The organism is Kocuria sp. U4B (assembly GCF_054875615.1).
In genome coordinates this window covers 3,292,711-3,314,751 of sequence record NZ_CM142180.1, presented here as the reverse complement: position 1 = coordinate 3,314,751, position 22,041 = coordinate 3,292,711, and the positions used below count along the sequence as shown (strand labels likewise).

Genomic DNA, 22,041 nt, shown 5'->3' with positions numbered 1-22,041 from the left:
GCGCCCGAAAGATCATCAGACGGCTTACACTTCACGCATGAGCTTCGACAACAACTCCCAGCTCGACGCCGGTCGCGTGGGCGGCGGCGGGCGCGGCGTCGCCGTGGGCGGCGGCATCGGCGGCACCCTGCTGCTGCTCGTCGTGGGCCTGCTCTTCGGCCAGGACGGCATCGACGCCCTCACCGGCGGCGGGGGCGGCGGGCAGGACACCGGCGCCCAGAGCTCCGTGCAGCAGGAGCGCGCCGAGCGCTGCCGGACGGGCGAGGACGCCAACCAGTACACGGACTGCCGGATGATCGCCACGGCCCAGAGCCTCGACCAGTTCTGGGAGGAGTACCTGCCGGCCACCACGGGCGAGCGGTACGTCCTGCCGGACGTCTCGCTGTTCGAGGGGCGGACGGGCACCGGGTGCGGTGCGGCGTCCTCGGCCGTGGGCCCGTTCTACTGCCCCGCGGACGAGACCGTGTACCTGGACGTCGGGTTCTTCGACGAGCTGCAGACCCAGTTCGGGGCCGAGGGCGGCCCGCTCGCCGAGGAGTACGTGCTGGCCCACGAGTTCGGCCACCACATCCAGAACCAGATCGGCACCCTCGGCTACGCCCAGCGGGACCCGCAGGGAGCGGACTCCGGGGCGGTGCGCGTGGAGCTGCAGGCCGACTGCCTCGCCGGGCTGTGGGCCCACGGCGCCTCGGGCGGCACGTCCGGGGCGGTCCGGCTGGAGGAGGTCACCCCCGAGCAGCTCGAGCAGGCGCTCAACGCCGCCGAGGTGATCGGCGACGACCGCATCCAGGCCACCACCCAGGGCCGGGTCAACCCCGAGGCGTTCACGCACGGCACGTCCCGCCAGCGCCAGCTGTGGTTCTACGCCGGGTACCGGACCGGCGACATCAACCAGTGCGACACCTTCTCGGTGCGGGACCTGGACAACCCTCCGGCGTTCTGACCCCGCCCACCCCGTTCCACGCCGAGTCCCCGGGACCGGCGCAGCTCCCCACGCTCGTGGCCGGGGAATCGCGACCGTCCTGGGGACTCGGCACGTCTGACGGCGCGGCACGTCTGACGGCGCGGCACGTCTGACGGCGCAGCACGTCCGCGGGCGCGGTGCGCCCGGGGCTCAGCCGCGGGGACGGTCCTGGGGCCCGGAGTCCCGCTCGGGCCGGACGCCACGGTCCCGCCCGGGCCCGCCGTCGGACCCGGAGTCCTCCCCGTCCGGGTCGAGCGCCGCGGCCTCCTGCCGGTGGCTCTCCGCCTCCTGGCGGACCCGGTCGGCCTCCTCGGCCCGCCGCCGGGCGTCCTGCTCGAGGCGGTCGGCCTCGATGCGGGCCTTCTCGGCCTCGGCCAGGGCCGCGTCGGCGTCCGCCTTGCGCTCGCGGGCCGCGAGGGACTCCTCCTGGCTGCGGCCGCGGAGGTCGGCGGCGCGCTGCCGGTTCTCGCGCTGCGCCACGGCGTGGCGCTCCTTCTTCTTCCGGGTCCCGACCAGCGCCACGACGATGACCGCCAGCACGGCGACGGCCACCACGATCCAGATCCAGGGCTCCATGGGACTCTCCTCCTCGGTCGGCCCTGCGGTCCGCCCCCGTCGGGAAACCGCACGAGCTCGTGCCAGCCGCGGGGCTGACCATTGCCAGTTCAACATCGCGGGACGTGTGCTGTCCATCACTTCGGCGGCCCGTCCCACCGGCCGGGTCCCACGGTCCCGGGCGCTCAGGACGGCTCCGGCCCGGGGCGCGGCGTCGTCGCACGTCAGACCGGCGGAACGGCGGAGGACACCCGGGGACCGGCCTCGGCGCCCCGCGCGAAGGCCGCGGCAGTGCCCGCGCACGCCGGGCTCCGCGCCGAATGCGTCAGGGACTGCTCGCCCACCGGCCGCGACGGGACGCCGGGCGCACGGCCGCGGCCGGCGCTCCGCCGACGACCGCGGGGCCGGCCCACCGGAGCGGTGCAGTCATGATCCGTTATGCACCGCCGAGGAGCGTGTGCGTTCGTCACACTCCAGTACGTTGGGACCAGCCCGCGGGACGGACCCGCAGCCGATCCGACAGGAGACCGCCGCATGGCGCACATCAACTACGCCGGCCAGCAGCACCACATCCCCGACGAGGAGTTCGGGCGTTACCGGGAGGAGATCCGCCAGGCGCTCGCCGACGATCGCGCGTCGGAGCTGGCGCTGGTGGACGAGGACGGGGACACCAGCGTCCTGTTCATCTCGCGGGGGATCCCCGTCTCGATCCACACCTGGGACCTCGCCATGCCCTCGGACATGCCGCCCCTGCCGCCCGATCCGGCCAGCCCGTTCATCTGATCCCGCGGACCGCTTCCCGCCCGGGCCGGCGGCCTCCGCGAGGCCGCCGGGCGGGTGCGGCGGTTCAGGCCAGCGACAGCGCGAACGACAGCACGAAGCCCGCGGCCGTGCTCAGCGCCACCGCCGGCCCGCCGTGCTCGTAGGCCTCCGGCATCAGGGTGTCCGCCAGCGAGGCGATCACCGCCCCGGCGGCGAAGGCCAGCGGCACGGAGATCGTCGCGGGGTCGCTGCTGGAGAGGGGACCCGCCCCGACCACCACGGCGGCGGCCAGCAGCACGGCGCACACCAGCCACAGCCCCACGGCCTTGCCCCTGGCCATGCCCTGCTCGCGCATCGACGCCGACCCCACCAGCGCCTCGGGAAAGTTGGAGACGAAGATGGCCGCCAACAGGGCCAGCCCGCCGGTCCCCTCGCCCAGGGCGACGCCCAGCGCCACGTTCTCCGGCACGCCGTCGAGGGTGACGGCCGCCAGCAGGGCCAGTCCGGCGGCACCCCGCGCGGACGCGGCCGTCGGGGCGTGCTCGGTGGAGGCGGCGTCCGGGTCCAGCTTGGCGCTGCCCTGCTGCTTCTCGGCGTCCCGGGAGCCGCGGCCGGGCTGCGCCCACCGGTCCAGCAGAGCGCTGAGGGCCGTGAAGACCACGGCACCGGCGAACAGCCCGATGACGGCGCGCCAGATCCCGCCCTGCTCGTAGGCGTCCTCGAACAGCTCGAAGGCCAGCGCGGTGATGAGGGCCCCGGCGGCGAAGGACAGCAGGATCGCCAGCACACGCTTCGGCAGCTCGAAGCGCACCCCGATCAGCGCCCCGATGACGAGGGCGCTGGAGGCGACGACGCCGAACAGCAAGGACTGTCCCATGGCGTCAGTGTAGGAGCCGGAGCCCGGGCGGGGAGCAGAAGCCGGAAAAAGAAGCGGCGGCGCCCCGCCCACCTCTCGAGGTGGGCGGGGCGCCGCCGCTGCGGGGAGGGCCGGTCAGATGTTGAAGCCCAGGGCGCGCATCTGGTCGCGGCCGTCCTCGGTGATCCGCTCGGGACCCCACGGCGGCATCCAGACCCAGTTCACGCGCCACTCGTCGATCATGGGGCCCAGGTTCTGCTCGACCTGGTCCTCGATGACGTCCTGCAGCGGGCAGGCGGCGGTGGTGAGGGTCATGTCGAGCACCAGGGCGCCGTCCTCGGCCCACCTGCTGCCGTAGAGCAGGCCCAGGTCCACGATGTTGACGCCGAGCTCGGGGTCGATGACGTTCATCAGCGCGTCCTCGATCTCCTCCTGGGAGATCCGGCCCGCAGGGGCCTCGTCGGGCTGCGCAGCAGTCGTCTCAGCGGGGGTTTCGGCCATGGCTGGCCTCCTTTCGCGGGGTGCGGGAAGCGGGGACGGGCTTACTTGGCCTGGGCCAGGTAGCGGTCGTAGCCCTCTTCCTCGAGCCGGTCGGCGAGCTCGGGCCCGCCCTCGTCGACGACGCGGCCGTCGGCGAACACGTGCACGAACTGCGGCTTGATGTAGCGCAGGATGCGGGTGTAGTGGGTGATGAGCATGACGCCCATGTCGTTGTTCTCCAGGGCGCGGTTGACGCCCTCGGAGACGACCTTGAGGGCGTCGACGTCGAGGCCGGAGTCGGTCTCGTCGAGCAGGGCCACCTTGGGCTTGAGCAGCTCGAGCTGGAGGATCTCGTGGCGCTTCTTCTCGCCGCCGGAGAAGCCCTCGTTGACGTTGCGCTGGATCATCTCGGGGGCGATCTTCAGCTGCTCCATGGCCGCCTTGACGTCCTTGGTCCAGGTGCGCAGCGAGGGGGCCTCGCCGTCGATCGCCGTCTTGGCGGTGCGCAGGAAGTTGGAGGTCGTCACCCCGGGGATCTCGACCGGGTACTGCATGGCCAGGAACAGGCCGGCGCGGGCGCGCTCGTCGACGGACATCTCCAGGACGTTCTCGCCGTCGAGGAGGACCTCGCCGGAGTCGACGACGTACTTGGGGTGGCCCGCGATGGTGGAGGCCAGGGTGGACTTGCCGGAGCCGTTGGGGCCCATGATGGCGTGGACCTCGCCCGAGTTGATGGTCAGGTTGACGCCCTTGAGGATCGGCTTCGTCGTCTCGTCGTCGAGCACGACGGACGCGTGCAGGTCCTTGATCTCGAGAGTTGCCATGAATGGTTCTCCTGTGGTCGAAAAGAGTGCGGGAAAGGTCAGTGGTTCGCGGAGGCGAGCTCGTCCTCGACGGCCTGGCGCAGCCGGGCCTCGATGTCCTCGACGCCGATCTGCTGGAGGATCTCGAAGAGGAAGCCGCGGACCACGAGCCGGCGCGCCTCGTCCTCGGGGATGCCCCGGGACATGAGGTAGTACAGGTGCTCGTCGTCCAGCTGCCCCGTGGTGGAGGCGTGGCCGGCGCCGGCGATGAGGCCGGTCTCGATCTCCAGGTTCGGCACCGAGTCCATCCGGGGGCCGTCGCCGAGGATCAGGTTGCGGTTGAGCTCGTAGGTGTCGGTGCCCTCCGCGGTGGCGCGGATCAGGACGTCGCCCACCCACACGCCGTGCGCGTTCTCGCCCTGCAGCGCGGACTTGTAGGTCACCCGCGAGGTGCAGTTGGGCTGGGAGTGGTCCACGAACAGCCGGGACTCCAGGTGCTGGCCGGCGTCCACGAAGGTCAGCCCGTACATCTCCACCGAGGCGCCGGGGGCGCCGAAACGGGTGGAGGGGGTGACGCGCACGAGGCTGCCGCCGAGGGAGACCAGGACGTGCTTGAACGCGGCGCCGCGGCCGAGGAGCGCCTGCTGGGCGGAGGCGTGCACGGCGTCGTCGTCCCACTCCTGGAGGGTCACGACGGTGAGGCTGGCGGAGTCGCCCACCCGGAACTCGACGTTCTGCGAGAGCACGGCGGAGCCGTGGTGGCGCAGGACCACGAGCGCCCGGGAGAACGGCTCGGCGTCGATCACCAGGTGCTGGGCCGCCGGGGTGGCGTCGGAGCCCTGGATGTCGACGAGGACCGGGGCCTCGATCGAGGCCTCCTGGGGCACGGTCACCACGGTGGCCTCGGCGAAGGAGCTCCACGCGTTCGCGGAGACCCGGTCCTCGGGGATGCCGGCGGAGCCCACGCGGGCGTCGTCGCGGCCCACGGTCTCCACGCGCACGGGGGCGGGCGCGTCCACCACGACGGCGGGCGCCGGGCCGGTGAGGGCGTCGGCGTGCAGGCCCTTGAGCCGCTTGAGCGGGGTGAACCGGAAGTCCTCCTCCCGGCCCGTCAGCGGCGCGAAGTCCGCCACGTCGTAGGAGGTGTGGCGCCCGGCGCGGGAGGAGTCCGGGCCCTCGGCGCTGCCGCCGCGGGCGGACTCCCGCACGAGGGTGTCGTTCTCGACCTTGTCCCGGGCGAGGCGCTCGCCCTCCTGGTCCATCCCGGGGATGGCCACGCGGCGGTCGCCGACAGGGACCCCGTCGACCTTCTCCGCGAGGACGTCCTTGGCCGTCTCCACGGCCTTCTCGGCCACGGTGGTGGCCGCGGAGGCCGCGGCCTCCGCGGCGTTGCGAATCGTTTCGTTCAGCTTGGGCATGTCAGCCAACGGATCCTTCCATCTGCAGTTCGATGAGGCGGTTCAGTTCCAGCGCGTACTCCATGGGCAGCTCGCGGGCGATGGGCTCCACGAAGCCGCGCACGATCATCGCCATGGCCTCGTCCTCGGCCAGGCCGCGCTGCATCAGGTAGAACAGCTGCTCCTCGGACACGCGGGAGACGGTCGCCTCGTGGCCCATCGTGACGTCGTCCTCGCGGATGTCGACGTACGGGTAGGTGTCGGAGCGCGAGATCGTGTCGACCAGCAGGGCGTCGCAGACCACGTTCGACTTCGAGCCGTGGGCGCCCTCGCGGACCTGGACCAGACCGCGGTAGGCGGCGCGGCCGCCGTTGCGGGCCACGGACTTCGAGACGATCGACGACGACGTGTTCGGGGCGATGTGCACCATCTTGGAGCCGGTGTCCTGGTGCTGGCCCTCGCCGGCGAACGCGATCGAGAGGGTCTCCCCGCGGGCGTGCTCCCCCGTCATGTAGACGGCCGGGTACTTCTGGGTGACCTTCGAGCCGATGTTGCCGTCGATCCACTCCATGGTGGCGCCCTCGTGGGCGATCGCGCGCTTGGTGACGAGGTTGTACACGTTGTTCGACCAGTTCTGGATGGTCGTGTAGCGCACGCGGGCGTTCTTCTTGACGATGATCTCGACGACGGCGGAGTGCAGCGAGTCGGTCTTGTAGATCGGCGCGGTGCAGCCCTCGATGTAGTGGACGTAGGAGTCCTCGTCCGCGATGATCAGGGTCCGCTCGAACTGGCCCATGTTCTCGGTGTTGATCCGGAAGTAGGCCTGCAGCGGGATCTCGACGTGCACGCCCTTGGGGACGTAGACGAAGGAGCCGCCCGACCACACGGCGGTGTTCAGCGCGGCGAACTTGTTGTCGCCCACCGGGATGACGGTGCCGAAGTACTCCTGGAAGAACTCGGGGTGCTCCCGCAGCGCGGTGTCGGTGTCCATGAAGATGACGCCCTGCGCCTCGAGGTCCTCGCGGATCTGGTGGTAGACCACCTCGGACTCGTACTGGGCGGCGACGCCGGCGACCAGGCGCCCGCGCTCGGCCTCGGGGATGCCGAGCTTCTCGTAGGTGTTGCGGATGTCCTCGGGGAGGTCCTCCCAGGACTGGGCCTGCTTCTCGGTGGAGCGCACGAAGTACTTGATGTTGTCGAAGTCGATCCCGGACAGGTCCGCGCCCCAGGTGGGCATGGGCTTGCGGTCGAAGAACTTCAGGCCCTTGAGGCGCAGCTCGGTCATCCACTCGGGCTCGCTCTTCTTGGCCGAGATGTCGCGGACGACCTCCTCGTTGATGCCGCGCCGGGCGGAGGAGCCGGCGACGTCGGGGTCGGCCCAGCCGTACTCGTAGGTGCCGATGCCCTCGAGCTCGGGGTTCTTCTCCAGGATGTCGGCGATGACGGTGTCGTTGCCGCTGGCGATCTGTTCAGTCATGACGGCCTTCCTCAGTGGTGTGGTCCGTGGTCGGGTCTGTGGCGATCGGGGAATCGGTGGGGCGCGGGGCGGGCCGGGCGAGGGGCACGTGCGTGGTGCACACGTGGGCGCCGGCGGCCTGGGTGGACAGGCGGCGGACGTCCGTGCCGAGCAGCCGCGCGATCAGCTCGGTCTCGAGCTCGCAGAACTGCGGGTAGCGGGCGGCGAGCTCGCGGACGGGGCAGTGGCCCTGGCACAGCTGGGCGGAGACGATGGTCCGCCGGTCCCCGCGGCCCACGGCCACCTCGTTGGTGGAGGCGGCGAAGCCGTCCTGGGCCAGCAGCCCCACGAGCACGGGCAGGCGGTCGGCGACGTCCTTCCCGGCGGCCTCGACCACCGGGCGGTAGGCGGCCTCGAGCCGGTCCACCCGCTCCTGGATGAACGCGCGCACGGCCTCGGGACCCGCGGCGCGGCGGATCGCCTCCAGGGCGTCCGTGGCGATCTCGAGGTAGTCGTCGCCGAGCTTGGCGTGGCCCTCGGGGGCGACGACGTAGCGGCGGGCGGGGCGCCCGGCGCCGCCCGCACGGCGGCGGACCATGGTGACCTCGATGTAGTGCTGCTGCTCGAGCGCGTCCAGGTGGCGGCGCACGGCGGCCGGGGTCAGCTCCAGCATCTCGCCGAGGTCGGCGGCGGAGACGGGCCCGTGCTCCAGGACGGCGCCGAGCACGCGGGAGCGGGTGTTCTCCTCCTGCTCCGCCCGCGGGCCGGAGCGGACGCGGCTCCGGGGGTCCGTGGTCTGAGTCATGGATGGGCCGTGCGCTTCCTGGTCGGGGGTGAGGAACGTCGTGGTGCGGGCGGGAGCGGTGGCACCCGGGGGCACTGAATACACAACCGAAGTATGTCGTTATTCATTCCATCGCTGCCAGTAAGCCCTGCCTTACCGGGCGGGGCGGCCACAAAGACGACTTACTCATAATAACCCCTACGGGGGTGCGGACCAAGGGCGCGGGGGCACCGGCGCGCCGCACTACACTGGTCCGGTGCCCGCCCAGAGTTCCCCCGCCCCGTCGCCGACGGCAGCGCTGTCGATCGACCGCCTCGTCAAGGAGTTCCCGGCGCGCCGCCGCCGCCCCGCCCCCGGGCCGGGTGCCGCCCGGGCGGAGGTGGTGCAGGCGGTCGACGGGCTGTCCCTGACCGCCCGCCACGGCGAGGTCACGGCCCTGCTGGGGCCCAACGGCGCGGGCAAGACCACCACCCTGGAATGCGCCCAGGGCCTGCAGCGGCCCACCTCCGGCACGGTCCGGCTGCTCGGGCAGGACCCGTGGCGGGCCTCCCCGGCGCTGCGGGCGCGGGTGGGCGTGATGCTGCAGGACGGCGGGCTGCCCCAGGCGGTGCGCCCGCTGGAGCTGCTGCGCCACGTCGCCTCCCTCTACCGCGCCCCCCGGGACATGGACGAGCTCGTGGAGCGGCTGGGCATCGCGAGCTTCGACCGCACCGTGGTCCGCCGGCTCTCCGGCGGCCAGCGCCAGCGCGTGGCCCTGGCGGCGGCGCTCGCGGGCGACCCGGAGGTCGTCTTCCTCGACGAGCCCTCGGCGGGGATGGACCCGCAGTCCCGCAACATCGTCTTCGACCTGGTCCAGCAGCTGCGCCGCGAGGGCGTGTGCATCATCCTCACCACGCACCTGCTCGACGACGCCCAGCGCCTCGCCGACCAGGTCTACATCGTCGACCACGGGCGGGTCATGGCCCAGGGCTCCGTGGCCGAGCTGGTGGCCCCCGGGGCGGACGCCCCGGCCGTGCTGGCCCTCACCCTCGCCCCCGGGCAGGTGGGCGCCGGTCCCTTCCCCTGGGACGCGCCGGAGTTCGCCGGCATCCAGACCACCCGCACCGAGCGCACCGTGACGCTGACCGGCCCCCTGACCCCCGTGCTGCTCGAGGCCGTGACCCGGTGGATCACCACGACCGGCACGATGCCCGAGGCCCTGTCCCTGCAGCCGCGCACCCTCGAGGACGTCTTCCTCGACATCTCCGGACGGGAGATCCGATGACTCCGCCGACCACCGCCCCGGCCACGCCCGCCGTCCGCACGCCCGCCCCCCTGGCCCGCCGCGTCGCCGCGCAGGCCCGGTTCGAGGCGATGGCGATGCTGCGCAACGGGGAGCAGCTGCTGCTGCTGGTCGTCCTGCCGCTCATGGCGCTGGCCGCCCTGACCCTCACCGGCCTGCTGGACGGCGTGGTCCCCGCGGGCGCCACCCGCGTGGACGTGGCGGTGCCGGGGGTGCTCGCCCTGTGCGTGCTCTCCAACGCGTTCTCCGGCCAGGGCATCCAGACCGGCTTCGACCGCCGCTACGGGGTGCTGCGGTTCCTCTCGACCACCCCGCTGGGCCGCGGCGGGCTGATCGCCGGCAAGCTGCTGGCCATCCTCGCGGTGCTCGTCGTCCAGTACGTGCTCGTCGCCGCCGTGGGCGCGGCCCTAGGGTGGCGCCCGGAGCCCGCCGCCGTCCTGCTCTCGGTCCCGGTGCTGCTGCTGGGCGCCGCGACCTTCACGGGCCTGGGGCTGCTGCTGGCGGGCACGGTCCGGGCGGAGGCCACCCTCGCGGTGACGAACCTCGTGTGGGTGCTGCTCGCGGCCGTGGGCGGCACGCTGTTCCCGGCCACCACCCTCCCGGCCGGGCCCGCCGGGCTCGTGGGCCTGCTGCCCTCCGGGGCCCTCGGCGCGGGCCTGCGCGAGACGTTCCTCACCGGGGCGCCCTCCCTGCTGCCGCTCCTGGTGCTCGCCGGCTGGGGCGCGGCCGCCTGGGCCGGGGCCGTGCGCTGGTTCCGCTGGAGCTGAGCCGGTGCCCGGGCGGGGACGGCCCCGGACCCCGATAAACTGGGCCGCGAGCCCTCCGCCCCGATCCCGTTCCGGAAGTGACACCATGACCCGCGCCCACGACCCCAGTGACGTCGACGTCCACGAGCGCGGCAGCCGCCTGCTGCCGGCCCGGATCACCCCGTGGGTGCGGTGGCTCGCCGTCGCCTCCCTCGTGGCCAACGCCCTGCTCGTCCTCACGGGCGGGCTCGTGCGCCTCACCGGCTCGGGCCTGGGCTGCCCCACGTGGCCCCGCTGCACCGACGAGTCCTGGACGAACACCGCCGAGATGGGCGCGCACGGGATGATCGAGTTCGGCAACCGGCTGCTGACGTTCCTGCTCGCCGCCGTGGCCGTGCTGACCTTCCTGGCCGTGTGGCGGCTGCGCGCCCGGCACCGCGACCTCTTCCGGCTCGCCCTGCTCCTGGGCCTGGGCATCCCCCTGCAGGCCGTGGTCGGCGGGATCACCGTCCTGACCGGGCTCAACCCGTGGCTGGTGGGGATCCACTACCTCATCTCCGGGGCGATGATCGCCCTCGCCACCGTGCTGGTGAACCGCACCCGCCGGTACTCCCTGCCGGCCGTGCGCGACGCGGAGCGCCCGGGCCAGGCCTACGGGCACCGGCGCACCGTCCGCGCGCTCATGGCGGCCCTCGGCGTGCTGAGCACCCTGGTCCTCTACCTCGGCACCCTGGTGACCGGCACCGGCCCGCACGCCGGGGACGACACCAGCGTCCGGCACACCTTCGACGCCTACCTGATCACGCGCGCGCACGCCGTGCCGGTGTACCTCGTCGTCGTCACCGTGGTCGTCGGCCTGGTCCTGGCCCGGCGGCAGCGCTGGCCCGCGCCCGTGGCCTCGGCGCTCAACGCCGTGCTCGCCGTGCTCGTGCTGCAGGCCCTCATCGGCTACTACCAGTACTTCAACGGCGTGCCGGTCGTGGCGGTCGCCCTCCACCTCGTGGGCTCGGCCGTCCTCGTCTGGGCCGCCGCCCGGGCCGTGGAGAAGGGCTTCGCCGTGACCGGCACCCCCGCCCCGGTGCTCCGGGCCGGCGACGACGCCCGCGCCGCCGGAGCGGCGGCCGGCCGCTGAGCCGGCCGCCGGACCCGGCCGGGCGCCCGCCTCAGGAACGGTCCTCGGGGGCCTCGTCGAGCAGCACCTCGACGGCCTCGGCCAGGCGCTGGCGGCTGGGCGAGGGGATCGGCAGCAGGGGCCGGCGGGGCGGGGCCGTGCTCACCCCGCACACCTCGGCCAGCGCGTAGAGGGAGCTGAGCGGGCGCTCCTGGCGCAGGATCTCCAGCAGCGGGGCCAGGGCGGTCTGCCACATCCGCACGGCCACCTCGTCCCCGTCCACGACCGCGGCGCGGAAGGCCGCGTACTGCCGCGGCAGCACCGCGGCCATCCCGGAGTGCCAGGCCGCCGTGTCCGGGGCCGCCTCGTGGATCAGCCGCTCCCCGCTCGCCCCGTGCGCGGTCCCCGACGCGGCCAGTCCGGCGAACCGGCGCCGGCGCTCGGCGAAGCCCGCGGGCGAGTCCGCGGTGTCCTTGAAGGCGTGCACGTTCTCCAGCCAGGACAGCTCCGCGGCCAGCTCGACCGGGTAGGTGAAGCCCGTCGTCGTCGGGTTGTTGTAGATGCACACGGGCAGGGAGACGGCCGCGGCGACGGTCTCGACCTGGTCCGCGATCTCCTGGGAGACGAGCGGGATGTAGGACAGCGGGTTGAGCACCACCCCGTCCGCCCCGCCGCTCTCGGCGGCGTAGGCCATCTCGAGCACGTCGCGGGTGGTCATGGCGGAGATGCCGGCCCCCACGGGCACGCCGGAGCCGTGGGCCGCGCCGACCGCCACGCGGACGACCTCGGCGCGCTCCTGCGCGGAGAGGTAGGCGAAGCTGCCCGAGCTGCCGAGGACCACCACGCCGTCCACGCCCGAACGGACCAGCCGTCCGACGTAGCGCTCGAGGGACTCCAGGTCCAGCCGCCCACCCTGCTGGAACGGGGTGACCGGGTAGGCGATGAGCCCGGTGAACGACATGGTCAGCATGGGCCCATCCTAGGACCGGGGCCGCGCCGCGCCCGGCCCGGGCGCCGCCGTGGCGCCGTGGACGCGGTGCCGCGGGCCCGGGGGCGCAGGCCTCAGAGGATGGGGCCGCCCACGAACGGGTCGACGGCCAGGGCGAAGAACACGAAGGTGATGTAGGCGATCGAGCCGTGGAAGACGTACATCGCCTGCTTGTCCGTGGGCCGCCCGGCCACCGCCAGGGCGTGCAGCTTGTGGCTGTGCCACACGAACCACGTGCCCGAGGCCAGGGCCGTGAGCGCGTAGACCCAGCCGGCGCCGCCCACGGGGACCAGCAGCATCGAGCAGATCACCGTGGCCCACGCGTAGAGGACCACCTGGCTGCCCACCGTGCGCGCGCTCGAGACCGCGCCCAGCATGGGCACCCCGGCCCGGGAGTAGTCCTCGGCGTACTTCATGGACAGCGGCCAGTAGTGCGGCGGGGTCCAGAGGAAGATGAACAGGAAGAGGATCAGGGCGGACCAGTCCAGTCCCCCGGTGACCGCCGCCCAGCCGATGAGCACGGGCATGCACCCGGCCACCCCGCCCCAGACGATGTTCTGGGCCGTGCGGCGCTTGAGCACGATCGAGTAGAAGACCGCGTAGAGGAAGATCGCCACCGCGCCCAGCACGCCGGCGAGCACGTTGACGCCCAGGGTCAGCCAGGCCACGGACACGGCGGAGAGCACCCAGGCGAAGACCAGGGCCTCGCGGTCGCCCACCTCGCCCGTGACGAGCGGGCGCTTGGCGGTGCGCTTCATCACCCGGTCCTCGTCGCGGTCGATGTAGCAGTTGAACGCGCCGGCCGCGCCGGCCGCGAGCGTGCCACCCACGAGCGTGTTGAGGATCAGCCAGAAGTCGGGCATGCCCTGCTGGGCGAAGACCATCGTGGGGACCGTCGCCACGAGCAGCAGCTCGATGATGCGCGGCTTCATGAGGGCCACGTAGGCCCGCACCTTCCGGGAGACCGTCATCCGCCCCTCGGGGCGGGGGGCCGCCGCAACACCCGCGTGCTCGGTGCCGAGGGCCGATCGCCCCGCGGTGCCCGACGTCTCGAGTGAGTTCACAGAATCATTGCTCCCGGTTGCGGTGGTGTTCCCCGGCTCCGCGCACGAGGACGGCCCGGAGACGGTGCGGCGTCGGCACGGCGGCGGCCGCGCGTGGGTCACCGGTCGCGTGCGCGAGAGAAGGTCCTATACAGCATAGCGCGTGCCCACCGCAGGGGCCGCCCCGGAAGATGTCGGCGGACGGCGCGCAGGACCCGTCCGGGGGTGCTGTCGGTCACGTGCCGGAAATCCCTGTGACCTAAGCTGGACCCAGAGCACCGGCCCCGCGGCCGGTGACCGCTGCGCACGGCAGCGGATCCCAGCAGAAAGGGCCCCGATTTTCGTGACCGATCTTGATCAGAAGCTGACCTGGACCGAGCTGGACCAGCGCGCCGTGGACACGGTGCGGGTGCTGGCCGCGGACGCCGTGGAGAAGGTGGGCAACGGCCACCCCGGCACGGCCATGTCGCTGGCCCCGGCCGCGTACCTGCTCTTCCAGAAGGTCATGCGCCACGACCCGGCCGACGACCGGTGGACCGGCCGGGACCGGTTCATCCTCTCCCCCGGGCACACCTCCCTGACGCTGTACCTGCAGCTGTTCCTCTCCGGCTACGGCATGGAGCTCGAGGACATCGAGTCCCTGCGCACCTGGGGCTCCAAGACCCCGGGCCACCCCGAGTACCGCCACACCACCGGCGTGGAGATCACCACCGGCCCGCTGGGCCAGGGCCTGGCCTCGGCGGTGGGCTTCGCCTACGCCCAGCGCTACACCCGCGGCCTGTTCGACCCCGAGGCTCCCGCCGGGGAGTCCGTCTTCGACCACACGGTCTACGTCCTCGCCTCCGACGGGGACCTGCAGGAGGGCGTGACCTCCGAGGCGTCCTCGCTGGCCGGGGTCCAGGAGCTGGGCAACCTCGTGGTGATCTACGACCAGAACCACATCTCCATCGAGGACGACACCGACGTGGCGTTCACCGAGGACGTCCTGGCCCGCTACGAGGCCTACGGCTGGGACGTGGCCCGGGTGGACTGGACGAAGTCCGGCGACTACGTCGAGGACGTCGAGGAGCTCTACGCGGCCATCCGCGCGGCGAAGGCGCAGACCTCCAAGCCCTCGCTGATCGCCCTGCGCACGATCATCGGCTGGCCGGCGCCGAACAAGCAGAACACCGGCGGGATCCACGGCTCCAAGCTCGGGGCCGAGGAGGTCGCCGCGACCAAGGCCGTGCTGGGCTTCGACCCGGAGAAGTCCTTCCAGGTCGAGGACGAGGTGTTCGCCCACACCCGAGGCATCGCCGACCGGATGAAGCCGGTGCGCGAGGAATGGGAGCGGCGGTTCCAGCAGTGGCGGGCGGACAACCCCGAGCGGGCCCGCCTCTACGACCGGATCCGCAACGAGGAGCTGCCCGAGGACTACCGCGACGCGTTCCCGGTGTTCGAAGCCGGCAAGGACGTGGCCACCCGCTCGGCGTCGGGGAAGGTGATCAACGCGATCGCCGACACCTTCCCCGAGCTGTGGGGCGGCTCCGCCGACCTGGCCGGGTCCAACAACACGACCATCGAGTCCGCCCCCTCCTTCATCCCGGCGGAGCGCTCCACGGCCAAGTGGACCGGCCACCCCTACGGGCGGGTGCTGCACTTCGGCATCCGCGAGCACGCCGCGGCGGCGATCGTCAACGGCATCGTGATGTCCTCCCAGACCCGGGCGTTCTCCGGCACGTTCCTGATCTTCTCCGACTACCAGCGCCCCGCCGTGCGCCTGGGCGCGCTGATGAAGGTCCCCTCCATCTACGTGTGGACCCACGACTCGATCGGCCTCGGCGAGGACGGCCCCACCCACCAGCCGGTGGAGCAGCTGTCCTCCCTGCGCGCGATCCCCGGCCTGGACGTGGTCCGCCCGGCCGACGCCAATGAGGTCGCCGTGGCCTGGCGCACGATCCTGGAGAACCGGCACGGCCCGGCCGGGATCGCCCTGACCCGCCAGAACGTGCCGACCTTCGCCCGCGAGGACCTCCACCCGGACGCGGAGGGCGAGCTGTTCGCCTCCGCCGAGGGCGTGGCCCGCGGGGGCTACGTGCTGGTCGACGCCGAGGGCGGGGAGCCCGACGTCGTCCTCATCGGCACCGGCTCCGAGGTCGCCCTGGCCGTGGAGGCCCGCGCCCAGCTGGCCAAGCAGGGCGTGCGCGCCCGGGTGGTGTCCATGCCGTGCCGGGAGTGGTTCGACGCCCAGGACGCCGGCTACCGCGAGTCCGTGCTCCCGGCCGGGATCCGGGCGCGGGTGTCGGTGGAGGCCGGGATCGCCATGTCCTGGCGCGACCTGCTCGGCGACGCCGGGCGGGCCGTGTCCCTGGAGCACTTCGGGGAGTCCGCCGACTACCAGACGCTCTACCGCGAGTTCGGCATCACCGCCGAGGCCGTGGCCGAGGCCGCCCAGGACTCCATCGCCGCCGCCGCCGAGCGCGCGGCCGTCCGCTGAGCGCCGCCTCGTCCTCCCGACCCCACAGAACCAGCAGAACTGAGAGACCCATGACCACCCCCACCAAGAAGCTCTCCGACGCCGGCGTCTCGATCTGGCTCGACGACCTCTCCCGCGAACGCCTCACCAGCGGCAACCTCCAGGCCCTGGTCGACGAGAAGGACGTCGTGGGCGTGACCACCAACCCGACGATCTTCGCCGCCGCCCTGGCCAAGCACGACGCCTACGAGGCGCAGGTCAAGGAGCTGGCCGCGGCCGGCACGAGCGTGGACGAGGCCGTGCTGGCGATCACCACCGACGACGTGCGCGAGGCCTGCGACCTGTTCGCCCCGATCGCCGAGGCCACCCAGGGGGTGGACGGGCGGGTGTCCATCGAGGTGGACCCGCGCCTGGCGCAGGACGCCGAGGCCACCGCGGCCATGGCCCAGCGCCTGTCCCGGGCCATCGGCCGGGACAACGCGCTGATCAAGATCCCGGCCACCGAGGCCGGGCTGCCCTCGATCACCGCCACGATCGCCGAGGGCATCTCGGTGAACGTGACGCTGATCTTCTCCCTGGAGCGCTACCGCGCGGTCATCAACGCCTACCTGCTGGGCCTGGAGCAGGCCCTGGACAACGGCAAGGACCTGGCCGGCATCCACTCCGTGGCCTCGTTCTTCGTCTCCCGGGTGGACGCCGAGATCGACAAGCGCCTCGACGCGATCGGCACCGAGGAGGCGAAGGAGCTCAAGGGCAAGGCCGGGCTGGCCAACGCCCGGCTGGCCTACCAGGTCTACGAGCAGTCCCTGGACACCGAGCGCTGGGCGCGGCTGGCCGCGGCCGGGGCCCACGCCCAGCGCCCGCTGTGGGCCTCCACCGGCGTGAAGGACCCCGCCCTGCCCGACACCCTCTACGTCACCGGGCTGGTGGCCCCGAACACGGTCAACACCATGCCGGAGAAGACCCTGGAGGCGACCTTCGACCACGGCGAGGTCACCGGGGACACCATCACCGGCACCTACGAGGCCTCCAACGCGGTCCTCGACCAGCTCGCCGGGGTGGGGATCTCCTACGACGAGGTCGTCACCAAGCTCGAGGCCGAGGGCCTGACCAAGTTCGAGGACTCCTGGGCGGAGCTGCTGGAGACCGTCCGCGCCGCCCTCGACAACGCCCGCTGAGCGCCGGGTCCCCGCGTCCGTCCCGCAGCACGCCCCACCCGAAGGAGAGCCCATGAGTTCCTTGTCCGTCCAGACCTCCGGCGCGGCCCGCGAGGCCGTCGACCGGCACGTGCCCGCGCTCGTGGCCGACGGCTTCGCCTCGAAGCTGTTCGCGCAGGACCCCACGCTGTGGGGCCCGGCCGCCGAGGACGAGTCCGCCAAGCGGCTCGGCTGGGTGCGGGCCGCGGAGGTCTCCCGGCCCCTGCTGCCGGAGATCACCGCCCTGCGGGAGGAGTTCGCGGCCGAGGGCGTGGACCGCTTCGTGCTCGCCGGCATGGGCGGGTCCTCGCTGGCCCCCGAGGTGATCACCCGCACGGCCGGCGTGGAGCTGTTCGTGCTGGACTCGACCGATCCCGAGATGGTCGCCGCCGCGCTGTCGGACGGGCTGGAGCGGACCGCGATCGTGGTCTCCTCGAAGTCCGGGTCCACGGTGGAGACCGACTCGGCGCGCCGGGTCTTCGCGCGGGCGTTCACGGACGCCGGCATCGACGCGGCCTCCCGGATCGTCGTGGTCACCGACCCCGGCTCCCCCATGGAGTCCTCCTCGCGCGAGGCCGGGTACCGCAGGGTGTTCACGGCCGATCCGACCGTGGGCGGGCGCTTCTCCGCGCTCACCGCGTTCGGGCTGGTCCCCGCGGGGCTGGCGGGCGTGGACGTCGAGGCCCTGCTCGACGACGCGGACGAGGCGGCCGAGGTGCTGCGCGAGGACGCCGAGGACAACCCGGGCCTGCACCTGGGCGCCGCCCTGGGCGGGACGGAGCCGCTGCGCAGCAAGATCGTGCTGCGGGACCTGGGCTCGGGCATCGCGGGCTTCGCCGACTGGGCGGAGCAGCTCATCGCCGAGTCCACGGGCAAGGAGGGCACCGGCCTGCTGCCCGTCGTCGTCGGCACCGGCCCGGACGACGCCCCGGAGGCCTTCTCCGGGGCCGCCGACGTGCTGCTGGCCGAGCTGGTGGCCGAGGACGCCGAGGAGGCGCCCACGGGCGACGCCGTGCGGGTCTCCGGGTCCCTGGGCTCGCAGCTGATGCTCTGGGAGTTCGCCACGGCGGTCGCGGGGCGGCTGCTCGGGATCAACCCGTACGACCAGCCGGACGTGGAGTCCGCGAAGAACGCCACCCGGGCGCTGCTCGCGGACAAGCCGGAGCCCTCGGCCCCGGACGCCGTGGACGGCGCCGTCGAGATCCGCGGCGACGCGGAGCTGCTCGGGGGCGCGCGCACCGTCGAGGAGGCCCTGCGCAACCTGCTCGGTCGGCTGCCCGAGCAGGGCTACCTGGCCGTCCAGGCATACTTCGACCGGCTCGCGTGGGCCGGGTTCGAGCAGGTCCGTCCCGTGCTCGCCCGCGCGACGGGCCGGCCGGTCACCTTCGGGTGGGGGCCCCGCTTCCTGCACTCCACCGGCCAGTACCACAAGGGCGGGCCGGCCGAGGGGGTCTACCTGCAGGTGACCGCGGCCTCCGGGTCCGACCTGGAGATCCCCGACAGCCCGTTCAGCTTCGGGGAGCTGATCTCCGCGCAGGCCGACGGCGACGCGCAGGTGCTCGCCGACCACGGCCGCCCCGTGCTGCGCCTGCGGCTGACCGACCGGGCCGCCGGCGTCGAGCAGCTGCTGCGCGCGGTGGACGCCCTCGCCGGGTAGCCGGACCGGCGCCCCCGGAGCCCTGTCCTAGACTGGGGGGACGCCACGGTCGGCGCGGGACCTCCCGCGCCGACCGTTTCGGCGTGAAGGACCTCAAGGCCGGCCCGCGCGGCGCGCGGACCGGCCGAGACGTGAAGGAGACCCGTTGCCAGACAAGACCGCCCGCAATCCGTTGCGGGACCAGAGGGACAGGCGGCTCGTCCGGGTCGCCGCGCCGTCGGCGCTCGTGCTGTTCGGCGTGACGGGCGACCTCGCGAAGAAGAAGCTGCTGCCCGCGATGTACGACCTCGCCAACCGCGGCCTGCTGCCGCCGTCGTTCGCGCTCGTCGGCTTCGGGCGCCGCGACTGGTCCCACGACCAGTTCCGCGACGTGGTCCGCGAGTCCGTGGAGAGCTACGCGCGCACGCCCTTCCAGGAGGACGTGTGGCGCCAGTTCGCCTCCGGCATCCGCTTCGTGCGCGGTGAGTTCGACGACGACCAGGCCTACGAGGCGCTGAAGTCGACCCTCAAGGAGCTCGACGTCCACTACGGCACGCGCGGCAACCACGCGTTCTACCTCTCCATCCCGCCCAAGGCGTTCGAGACGGTCTGCCACAAGCTCGCCGACCACGGCCTCGCCCACCACGAGAAGGCCTCCGGGTGGCGCCGCGTGGTGATCGAGAAGCCCTTCGGCCACGACCTCGAGTCGGCCGCGGAGCTCAACGCCATCGTGGAGCGGGTCTTCCCCGCGGACTCGGTGTTCCGCATCGACCACTACCTCGGCAAGGAGACGGTCCAGAACATCCTGGCCCTGCGCTTCGCCAACCAGATGTTCGAGCCCCTGTGGAACGCCCGCTACGTGGACCACGTGCAGATCACCATGGCCGAGGACATCGGCATCGGCTCCCGCGCGGGCTACTACGACGGCGTGGGCGCCGCCCGCGACGTCATCCAGAACCACCTGCTGCAGCTGCTCGCGCTGACCGCGATGGAGGAGCCCCTGTCCTTCGACGCCCACCACATGCGCGCCGAGAAGGCGAAGGTGCTCGCGGCCGTCGTGGTCCCCGGGGACCGGGCCGCGTACTCGGCCCTGGGCCAGTACGACGGCGGGCTGCAGGGCGGCCAGCACGTCAAGGCGTTCCACCAGGAGCAGGACATCCCGGCGGACTCCCGCACCGAGACCTACGCCGCGCTGCGCGTGGACATCAACAACCGCCGCTGGGCCGGCGTGCCCTTCTACCTGCGGGCGGGCAAGCGCCTGGGCCGGCGCGTGACCGAGGTCGCCGTGCAGTTCAAGCGCTCGCCCAACCTGCTCTTCGGGGACAACGGGCACGAGGACCTGGGGCAGAACGTGATCGTCATCCGCATCCAGCCGGACGAGGGCGTGACCATCCGGCTCGGCTCCAAGGTCCCGGGCACGCAGTCCGAGATCCGCGACGTCACCATGGACTTCGGCTACGGCCACTCCTTCACGGAGTCCAGCCCCGAGGCCTACGAGCGGCTGATCCTCGACGTGCTGCTCGGCGAACCACCCCTGTTCCCCAACCACGAGGAGGTCGAGCTGTCCTGGCGGATCCTCGACCCCTTCGAGGAGTGCTGGGCCGCGCAGGAGATCATGCCGGAGCCGTACGCCCCCGGGTCCTGGGGACCCGCCGGGGCGGACGAGCTGCTGGCCCGCGACGGACGCGTCTGGAGGCGACCGTGATCGTTTCGATGGAGAACACCACCACCTCGGCCATCGACAAGAAGCTCAGCCAGCTGCGCGACCAGCACGGCGTCGTGACGCTGGGCCGGGTGCTCACCCTGGTGATCCTCGCGCAGGCGGGCCACTCGGAGGCCGCGCTCGAGGCCGCGAACTTCGCGAGCCACGAGCACCCGTGCCGGATCATCATGCACGTGGCGCACTCCCCCGCCGAGAGCACCCGCCTGGACGCGCAGCTGCGCATGGGCGGGGACGCCGGGGCGTCGGAGGTCATCGTGCTGCACGGCTACGGGGAGCTCTCGGAGCCGTCGGAGACCCTCTTCTCGGCGCTGCTGCTGCCGGACGCGCCGATCGTCGCCTGGTGGCCCCACCTCGTGCCCGGCGCCACCCCGACCACCGAGTCGATCGCGGGCCTCGCCCACCGCCGGATCACGGACTCCGCCCGCCACGAGGACGCGTTCGAGACCCTGTCGGACCTCAGCGCCCGCTACGTCCCCGGCGACACCGACCTCGCCTGGACCCGCGTGACGAACTGGCGCATCCAGCTCGCCGCGGTCCTGGACCAGGCCGAGCCCTCCCCCGTGCGGGAGGTCGTGGTCGAGGGCAGCGGGCGCTCCCCCAGCGTGATCCTGCTGGGCACGTGGCTCGCCACCCGGCTCGGCGCGCAGGTCTCGTTCCTCAACTTCCCGGGGCCCCGCCGCCTGACCCGCGTCACGCTGGTGCGCGACGACGGCGAGATCGTGCTGGAGCGGCCCGGGCGGGCCGTGGCCATGCTGCGCCAGCCCGGCCAGCCGGACCAGCAGATCGCCATGCCCGTGCGGGACCTCAACGCCTGCGTGGCCGAGGAGCTGCGCCGGCTCGACCCCGACGAGGTCTACGGCGAGGTCCTCACCTCGGGCCTGCGCGAGGTCCGGGTGGCCCGCATCGTCGACACGGCCGGGGAGCTGACCCCCGGCGCCGCGGCGTTCCTCGCCTCCCACGGCGGGGGGCGGCAGGACGCGTCCCCGGAGCCCAGCGTCGCGTCCGCCGGGGAGGTCGACGCGTGAGCCCCCTGGAGACGGTCGCCCACCCCGACAAGCAGTCGCTGGCCGCCGACAGCGCCGACCGGGCCCTGACCGTGCTGGCGGAGGCGCAGGACGAGCGCGGGGAGGCCACGGTCGTGCTGACCGGCGGCACCATGGGCATCGCGGTCCTGGCCGCCCTCGCGGCCTCCCCCCGCCGGGACGAGGTCGACTGGTCGCGCGTGAACGTGTGGTGGTCCGACGAGCGCTTCGTGGCCGAGGACAGCCCCGAGCGCAACTGCCGGCAGGCCGAGCAGGCCGTGGGCGGCGCCCTGTCGCTGCACCCCGACCGGGTGCACTACATGGGCAGCGCCGACGACTTCGCGAGCGTGGACGAGGCCGCGCAGGACTACGTGCGCGAGCTCGGCGCGGCCGCCCGGGCGCAGGGGCGCACCGCGGGCTTCCCCCGCTTCGACCTCGCCCTGCTGGGGCTGGGTCCCGACGGCCACGTCGCGTCCCTCTTCCCCGGCCGGCCGCACGTGCACGTGCAGGAGGCCACGGTGCTGGGCGTGCGGGACTCGCCCAAGCCGCCGCCGGAGCGGGTGACCATGACGCTGCCGATGATCAACGGCGCGGAGCGGGTGTGGTTCCTCGTGGCGGGCGCGGACAAGGCGGACGCCGTCGCCGCGGTGCGCTCGGCCGCCCCGCTGGACGGCACGCCCGGTGCGGGCGTGCGCGGGACCGAGGAGACGCTGCTGCTGGCCACCGAGGACGCCCTGGGCGCCTCCTGAGCCGGCCGGCGGGTCCGGGCACCGCGGCGTGAC

At 73.2% G+C, this 22,041-nt stretch carries 20 protein-coding genes; 11 read left to right on the top strand and 9 right to left on the bottom strand.

The window, feature by feature from the left end; translation table 11 throughout:
• Positions 1-37: 37 nt before the first annotated feature.
• Positions 38-943 carry a KPN_02809 family neutral zinc metallopeptidase gene (gene ypfJ, locus ACYSMR_RS15430; RefSeq protein ID WP_251332380.1) on the top strand — a complete coding sequence of 302 codons (906 nt, stop codon included), beginning with the start codon at positions 38-40 and terminating at the stop codon, positions 941-943.
• Between the two features lie 171 nt (positions 944-1,114).
• On the opposite strand, the gene ACYSMR_RS15425 is transcribed toward ypfJ, so the two are convergent.
• Positions 1,115-1,540: a hypothetical protein gene (locus ACYSMR_RS15425; protein WP_461746341.1), complete on the bottom strand. Its 426-nt coding sequence runs from the start codon at positions 1,538-1,540 to the stop codon at positions 1,115-1,117.
• 513 nt (positions 1,541-2,053) lie between these two features.
• On the opposite strand from ACYSMR_RS15425, the gene ACYSMR_RS15420 reads away from it, so the two are divergent.
• Positions 2,054-2,302: a hypothetical protein gene (locus ACYSMR_RS15420; protein ID WP_251332382.1), complete on the top strand. Its 249-nt coding sequence runs from the start codon at positions 2,054-2,056 to the stop codon at positions 2,300-2,302.
• 64 nt (positions 2,303-2,366) lie between these two features.
• On the opposite strand, the gene ACYSMR_RS15415 is transcribed toward ACYSMR_RS15420, so the two are convergent.
• From ACYSMR_RS15415 to ACYSMR_RS15390, 6 genes are all read right to left on the bottom strand, one after another.
• Positions 2,367-3,158: a ZIP family metal transporter gene (locus ACYSMR_RS15415; protein WP_461746339.1), complete on the bottom strand. Its 792-nt coding sequence runs from the start codon at positions 3,156-3,158 to the stop codon at positions 2,367-2,369.
• A 114-nt stretch (positions 3,159-3,272) separates the two neighbouring features.
• Entirely contained in the window at positions 3,273-3,638 is a 366-nt protein-coding gene (locus ACYSMR_RS15410; protein WP_251332384.1) for a metal-sulfur cluster assembly factor, read from the bottom strand.
• A 41-nt stretch (positions 3,639-3,679) separates the two neighbouring features.
• Positions 3,680-4,441 (bottom strand): Fe-S cluster assembly ATPase SufC, encoded by a 762-nt coding sequence (gene sufC / locus ACYSMR_RS15405; RefSeq protein WP_251332385.1) that lies wholly within the window; start codon positions 4,439-4,441, stop codon positions 3,680-3,682.
• A 38-nt stretch (positions 4,442-4,479) separates the two neighbouring features.
• The gene (gene sufD / locus ACYSMR_RS15400) at positions 4,480-5,682 is read right to left on the bottom strand and encodes a Fe-S cluster assembly protein SufD (protein WP_251332498.1); all 1,203 of its coding nucleotides are present in this window, start codon (positions 5,680-5,682) and stop codon (positions 4,480-4,482) included.
• Positions 5,683-5,839: 157 nt separating this feature from the next.
• Complete coding sequence (sufB, locus tag ACYSMR_RS15395; RefSeq protein ID WP_251332386.1) at positions 5,840-7,294, bottom strand: Fe-S cluster assembly protein SufB; 1,455 nt, start codon at positions 7,292-7,294, stop codon at positions 5,840-5,842.
• On the bottom strand, positions 7,287-8,078 hold the full coding sequence (locus ACYSMR_RS15390; protein WP_461746336.1) for a helix-turn-helix transcriptional regulator: 792 nt from the start codon (positions 8,076-8,078) through the stop codon (positions 7,287-7,289). The genes sufB and ACYSMR_RS15390 overlap by 8 nt, the downstream gene beginning before the upstream one ends.
• A gap of 235 nt (positions 8,079-8,313) precedes the next feature.
• On the opposite strand from ACYSMR_RS15390, the gene ACYSMR_RS15385 reads away from it, so the two are divergent.
• From ACYSMR_RS15385 to ACYSMR_RS15375, 3 genes are all read left to right on the top strand, one after another.
• Positions 8,314-9,321, top strand: a complete 1,008-nt coding sequence (locus tag ACYSMR_RS15385) for an ABC transporter ATP-binding protein (protein ID WP_251332388.1) — start codon at positions 8,314-8,316, stop codon at positions 9,319-9,321.
• On the top strand, positions 9,318-10,106 hold the full coding sequence (locus tag ACYSMR_RS15380; RefSeq protein WP_251332389.1) for an ABC transporter permease: 789 nt from the start codon (positions 9,318-9,320) through the stop codon (positions 10,104-10,106). The genes ACYSMR_RS15385 and ACYSMR_RS15380 overlap by 4 nt, the downstream gene beginning before the upstream one ends.
• Positions 10,107-10,191: 85 nt before the next feature.
• Positions 10,192-11,217, top strand: a complete 1,026-nt coding sequence (locus ACYSMR_RS15375; protein ID WP_309125405.1) for a COX15/CtaA family protein — start codon at positions 10,192-10,194, stop codon at positions 11,215-11,217.
• 31 nt (positions 11,218-11,248) lie between these two features.
• On the opposite strand, the gene ACYSMR_RS15370 is transcribed toward ACYSMR_RS15375, so the two are convergent.
• Together ACYSMR_RS15370 and ACYSMR_RS15365 are read right to left on the bottom strand one after the other, a co-directional pair.
• Positions 11,249-12,166 carry a dihydrodipicolinate synthase family protein gene (locus tag ACYSMR_RS15370; protein WP_461746333.1) on the bottom strand — a complete coding sequence of 306 codons (918 nt, stop codon included), beginning with the start codon at positions 12,164-12,166 and terminating at the stop codon, positions 11,249-11,251.
• Positions 12,167-12,258: 92 nt separating this feature from the next.
• Positions 12,259-13,155 (bottom strand): heme o synthase, encoded by an 897-nt coding sequence (locus ACYSMR_RS15365; RefSeq protein ID WP_461748035.1) that lies wholly within the window; start codon positions 13,153-13,155, stop codon positions 12,259-12,261.
• Positions 13,156-13,570: 415 nt separating this feature from the next.
• Here ACYSMR_RS15365 and tkt point away from each other — a divergent pair, with 415 nt between their 5' ends.
• From tkt to pgl, 6 genes are all read left to right on the top strand, one after another.
• Positions 13,571-15,703: a transketolase gene (tkt, locus tag ACYSMR_RS15360; protein WP_461746331.1), complete on the top strand. Its 2,133-nt coding sequence runs from the start codon at positions 13,571-13,573 to the stop codon at positions 15,701-15,703.
• A 50-nt stretch (positions 15,704-15,753) separates the two neighbouring features.
• Complete coding sequence (gene tal / locus ACYSMR_RS15355; protein WP_251332393.1) at positions 15,754-16,860, top strand: transaldolase; 1,107 nt, start codon at positions 15,754-15,756, stop codon at positions 16,858-16,860.
• Between the two features lie 52 nt (positions 16,861-16,912).
• Positions 16,913-18,535, top strand: a complete 1,623-nt coding sequence (locus ACYSMR_RS15350; protein ID WP_461746329.1) for a glucose-6-phosphate isomerase — start codon at positions 16,913-16,915, stop codon at positions 18,533-18,535.
• Positions 18,536-18,707: 172 nt separating this feature from the next.
• A complete protein-coding gene (zwf, locus tag ACYSMR_RS15345) occupies positions 18,708-20,219 on the top strand; it encodes a glucose-6-phosphate dehydrogenase (protein ID WP_251332500.1) in 1,512 nt (503 codons plus the stop codon).
• The gene (locus ACYSMR_RS15340; RefSeq protein WP_461746327.1) at positions 20,216-21,262 is read left to right on the top strand and encodes a glucose-6-phosphate dehydrogenase assembly protein OpcA; all 1,047 of its coding nucleotides are present in this window, start codon (positions 20,216-20,218) and stop codon (positions 21,260-21,262) included. The genes zwf and ACYSMR_RS15340 overlap by 4 nt, the downstream gene beginning before the upstream one ends.
• Complete coding sequence (gene pgl / locus ACYSMR_RS15335) at positions 21,259-22,008, top strand: 6-phosphogluconolactonase (protein ID WP_461746325.1); 750 nt, start codon at positions 21,259-21,261, stop codon at positions 22,006-22,008. The genes ACYSMR_RS15340 and pgl overlap by 4 nt, the downstream gene beginning before the upstream one ends.
• The last annotated feature ends 33 nt before the right edge of the window (positions 22,009-22,041 follow it).

What these genes read in the sequence shown, in the direction of transcription:
- ypfJ (WP_251332380.1), top strand. Translation starts at nt 38, where the DNA reads ATGAGCTTCGACAACAACTCCCAGCTCGACGCCGGTCGCGTGGGCGGC.
- ACYSMR_RS15425 (WP_461746341.1), bottom strand. Translation starts at nt 1,540, where the DNA reads ATGGAGCCCTGGATCTGGATCGTGGTGGCCGTCGCCGTGCTGGCGGTC.
- ACYSMR_RS15420 (WP_251332382.1), top strand. Translation starts at nt 2,054, where the DNA reads ATGGCGCACATCAACTACGCCGGCCAGCAGCACCACATCCCCGACGAG.
- ACYSMR_RS15415 (WP_461746339.1), bottom strand. Translation starts at nt 3,158, where the DNA reads ATGGGACAGTCCTTGCTGTTCGGCGTCGTCGCCTCCAGCGCCCTCGTC.
- ACYSMR_RS15410 (WP_251332384.1), bottom strand. Translation starts at nt 3,638, where the DNA reads ATGGCCGAAACCCCCGCTGAGACGACTGCTGCGCAGCCCGACGAGGCC.
- sufC (WP_251332385.1), bottom strand. Translation starts at nt 4,441, where the DNA reads ATGGCAACTCTCGAGATCAAGGACCTGCACGCGTCCGTCGTGCTCGAC.
- sufD (WP_251332498.1), bottom strand. Translation starts at nt 5,682, where the DNA reads ATGGACCAGGAGGGCGAGCGCCTCGCCCGGGACAAGGTCGAGAACGAC.
- sufB (WP_251332386.1), bottom strand. Translation starts at nt 7,294, where the DNA reads ATGACTGAACAGATCGCCAGCGGCAACGACACCGTCATCGCCGACATC.
- ACYSMR_RS15390 (WP_461746336.1), bottom strand. Translation starts at nt 8,078, where the DNA reads ATGACTCAGACCACGGACCCCCGGAGCCGCGTCCGCTCCGGCCCGCGG.
- ACYSMR_RS15380 (WP_251332389.1), top strand. Translation starts at nt 9,318, where the DNA reads ATGACTCCGCCGACCACCGCCCCGGCCACGCCCGCCGTCCGCACGCCC.
- ACYSMR_RS15375 (WP_309125405.1), top strand. Translation starts at nt 10,192, where the DNA reads ATGACCCGCGCCCACGACCCCAGTGACGTCGACGTCCACGAGCGCGGC.
- ACYSMR_RS15370 (WP_461746333.1), bottom strand. Translation starts at nt 12,166, where the DNA reads ATGCTGACCATGTCGTTCACCGGGCTCATCGCCTACCCGGTCACCCCG.
- ACYSMR_RS15365 (WP_461748035.1), bottom strand. Translation starts at nt 13,155, where the DNA reads ATGACGGTCTCCCGGAAGGTGCGGGCCTACGTGGCCCTCATGAAGCCG.
- tal (WP_251332393.1), top strand. Translation starts at nt 15,754, where the DNA reads ATGACCACCCCCACCAAGAAGCTCTCCGACGCCGGCGTCTCGATCTGG.
- ACYSMR_RS15350 (WP_461746329.1), top strand. Translation starts at nt 16,913, where the DNA reads ATGAGTTCCTTGTCCGTCCAGACCTCCGGCGCGGCCCGCGAGGCCGTC.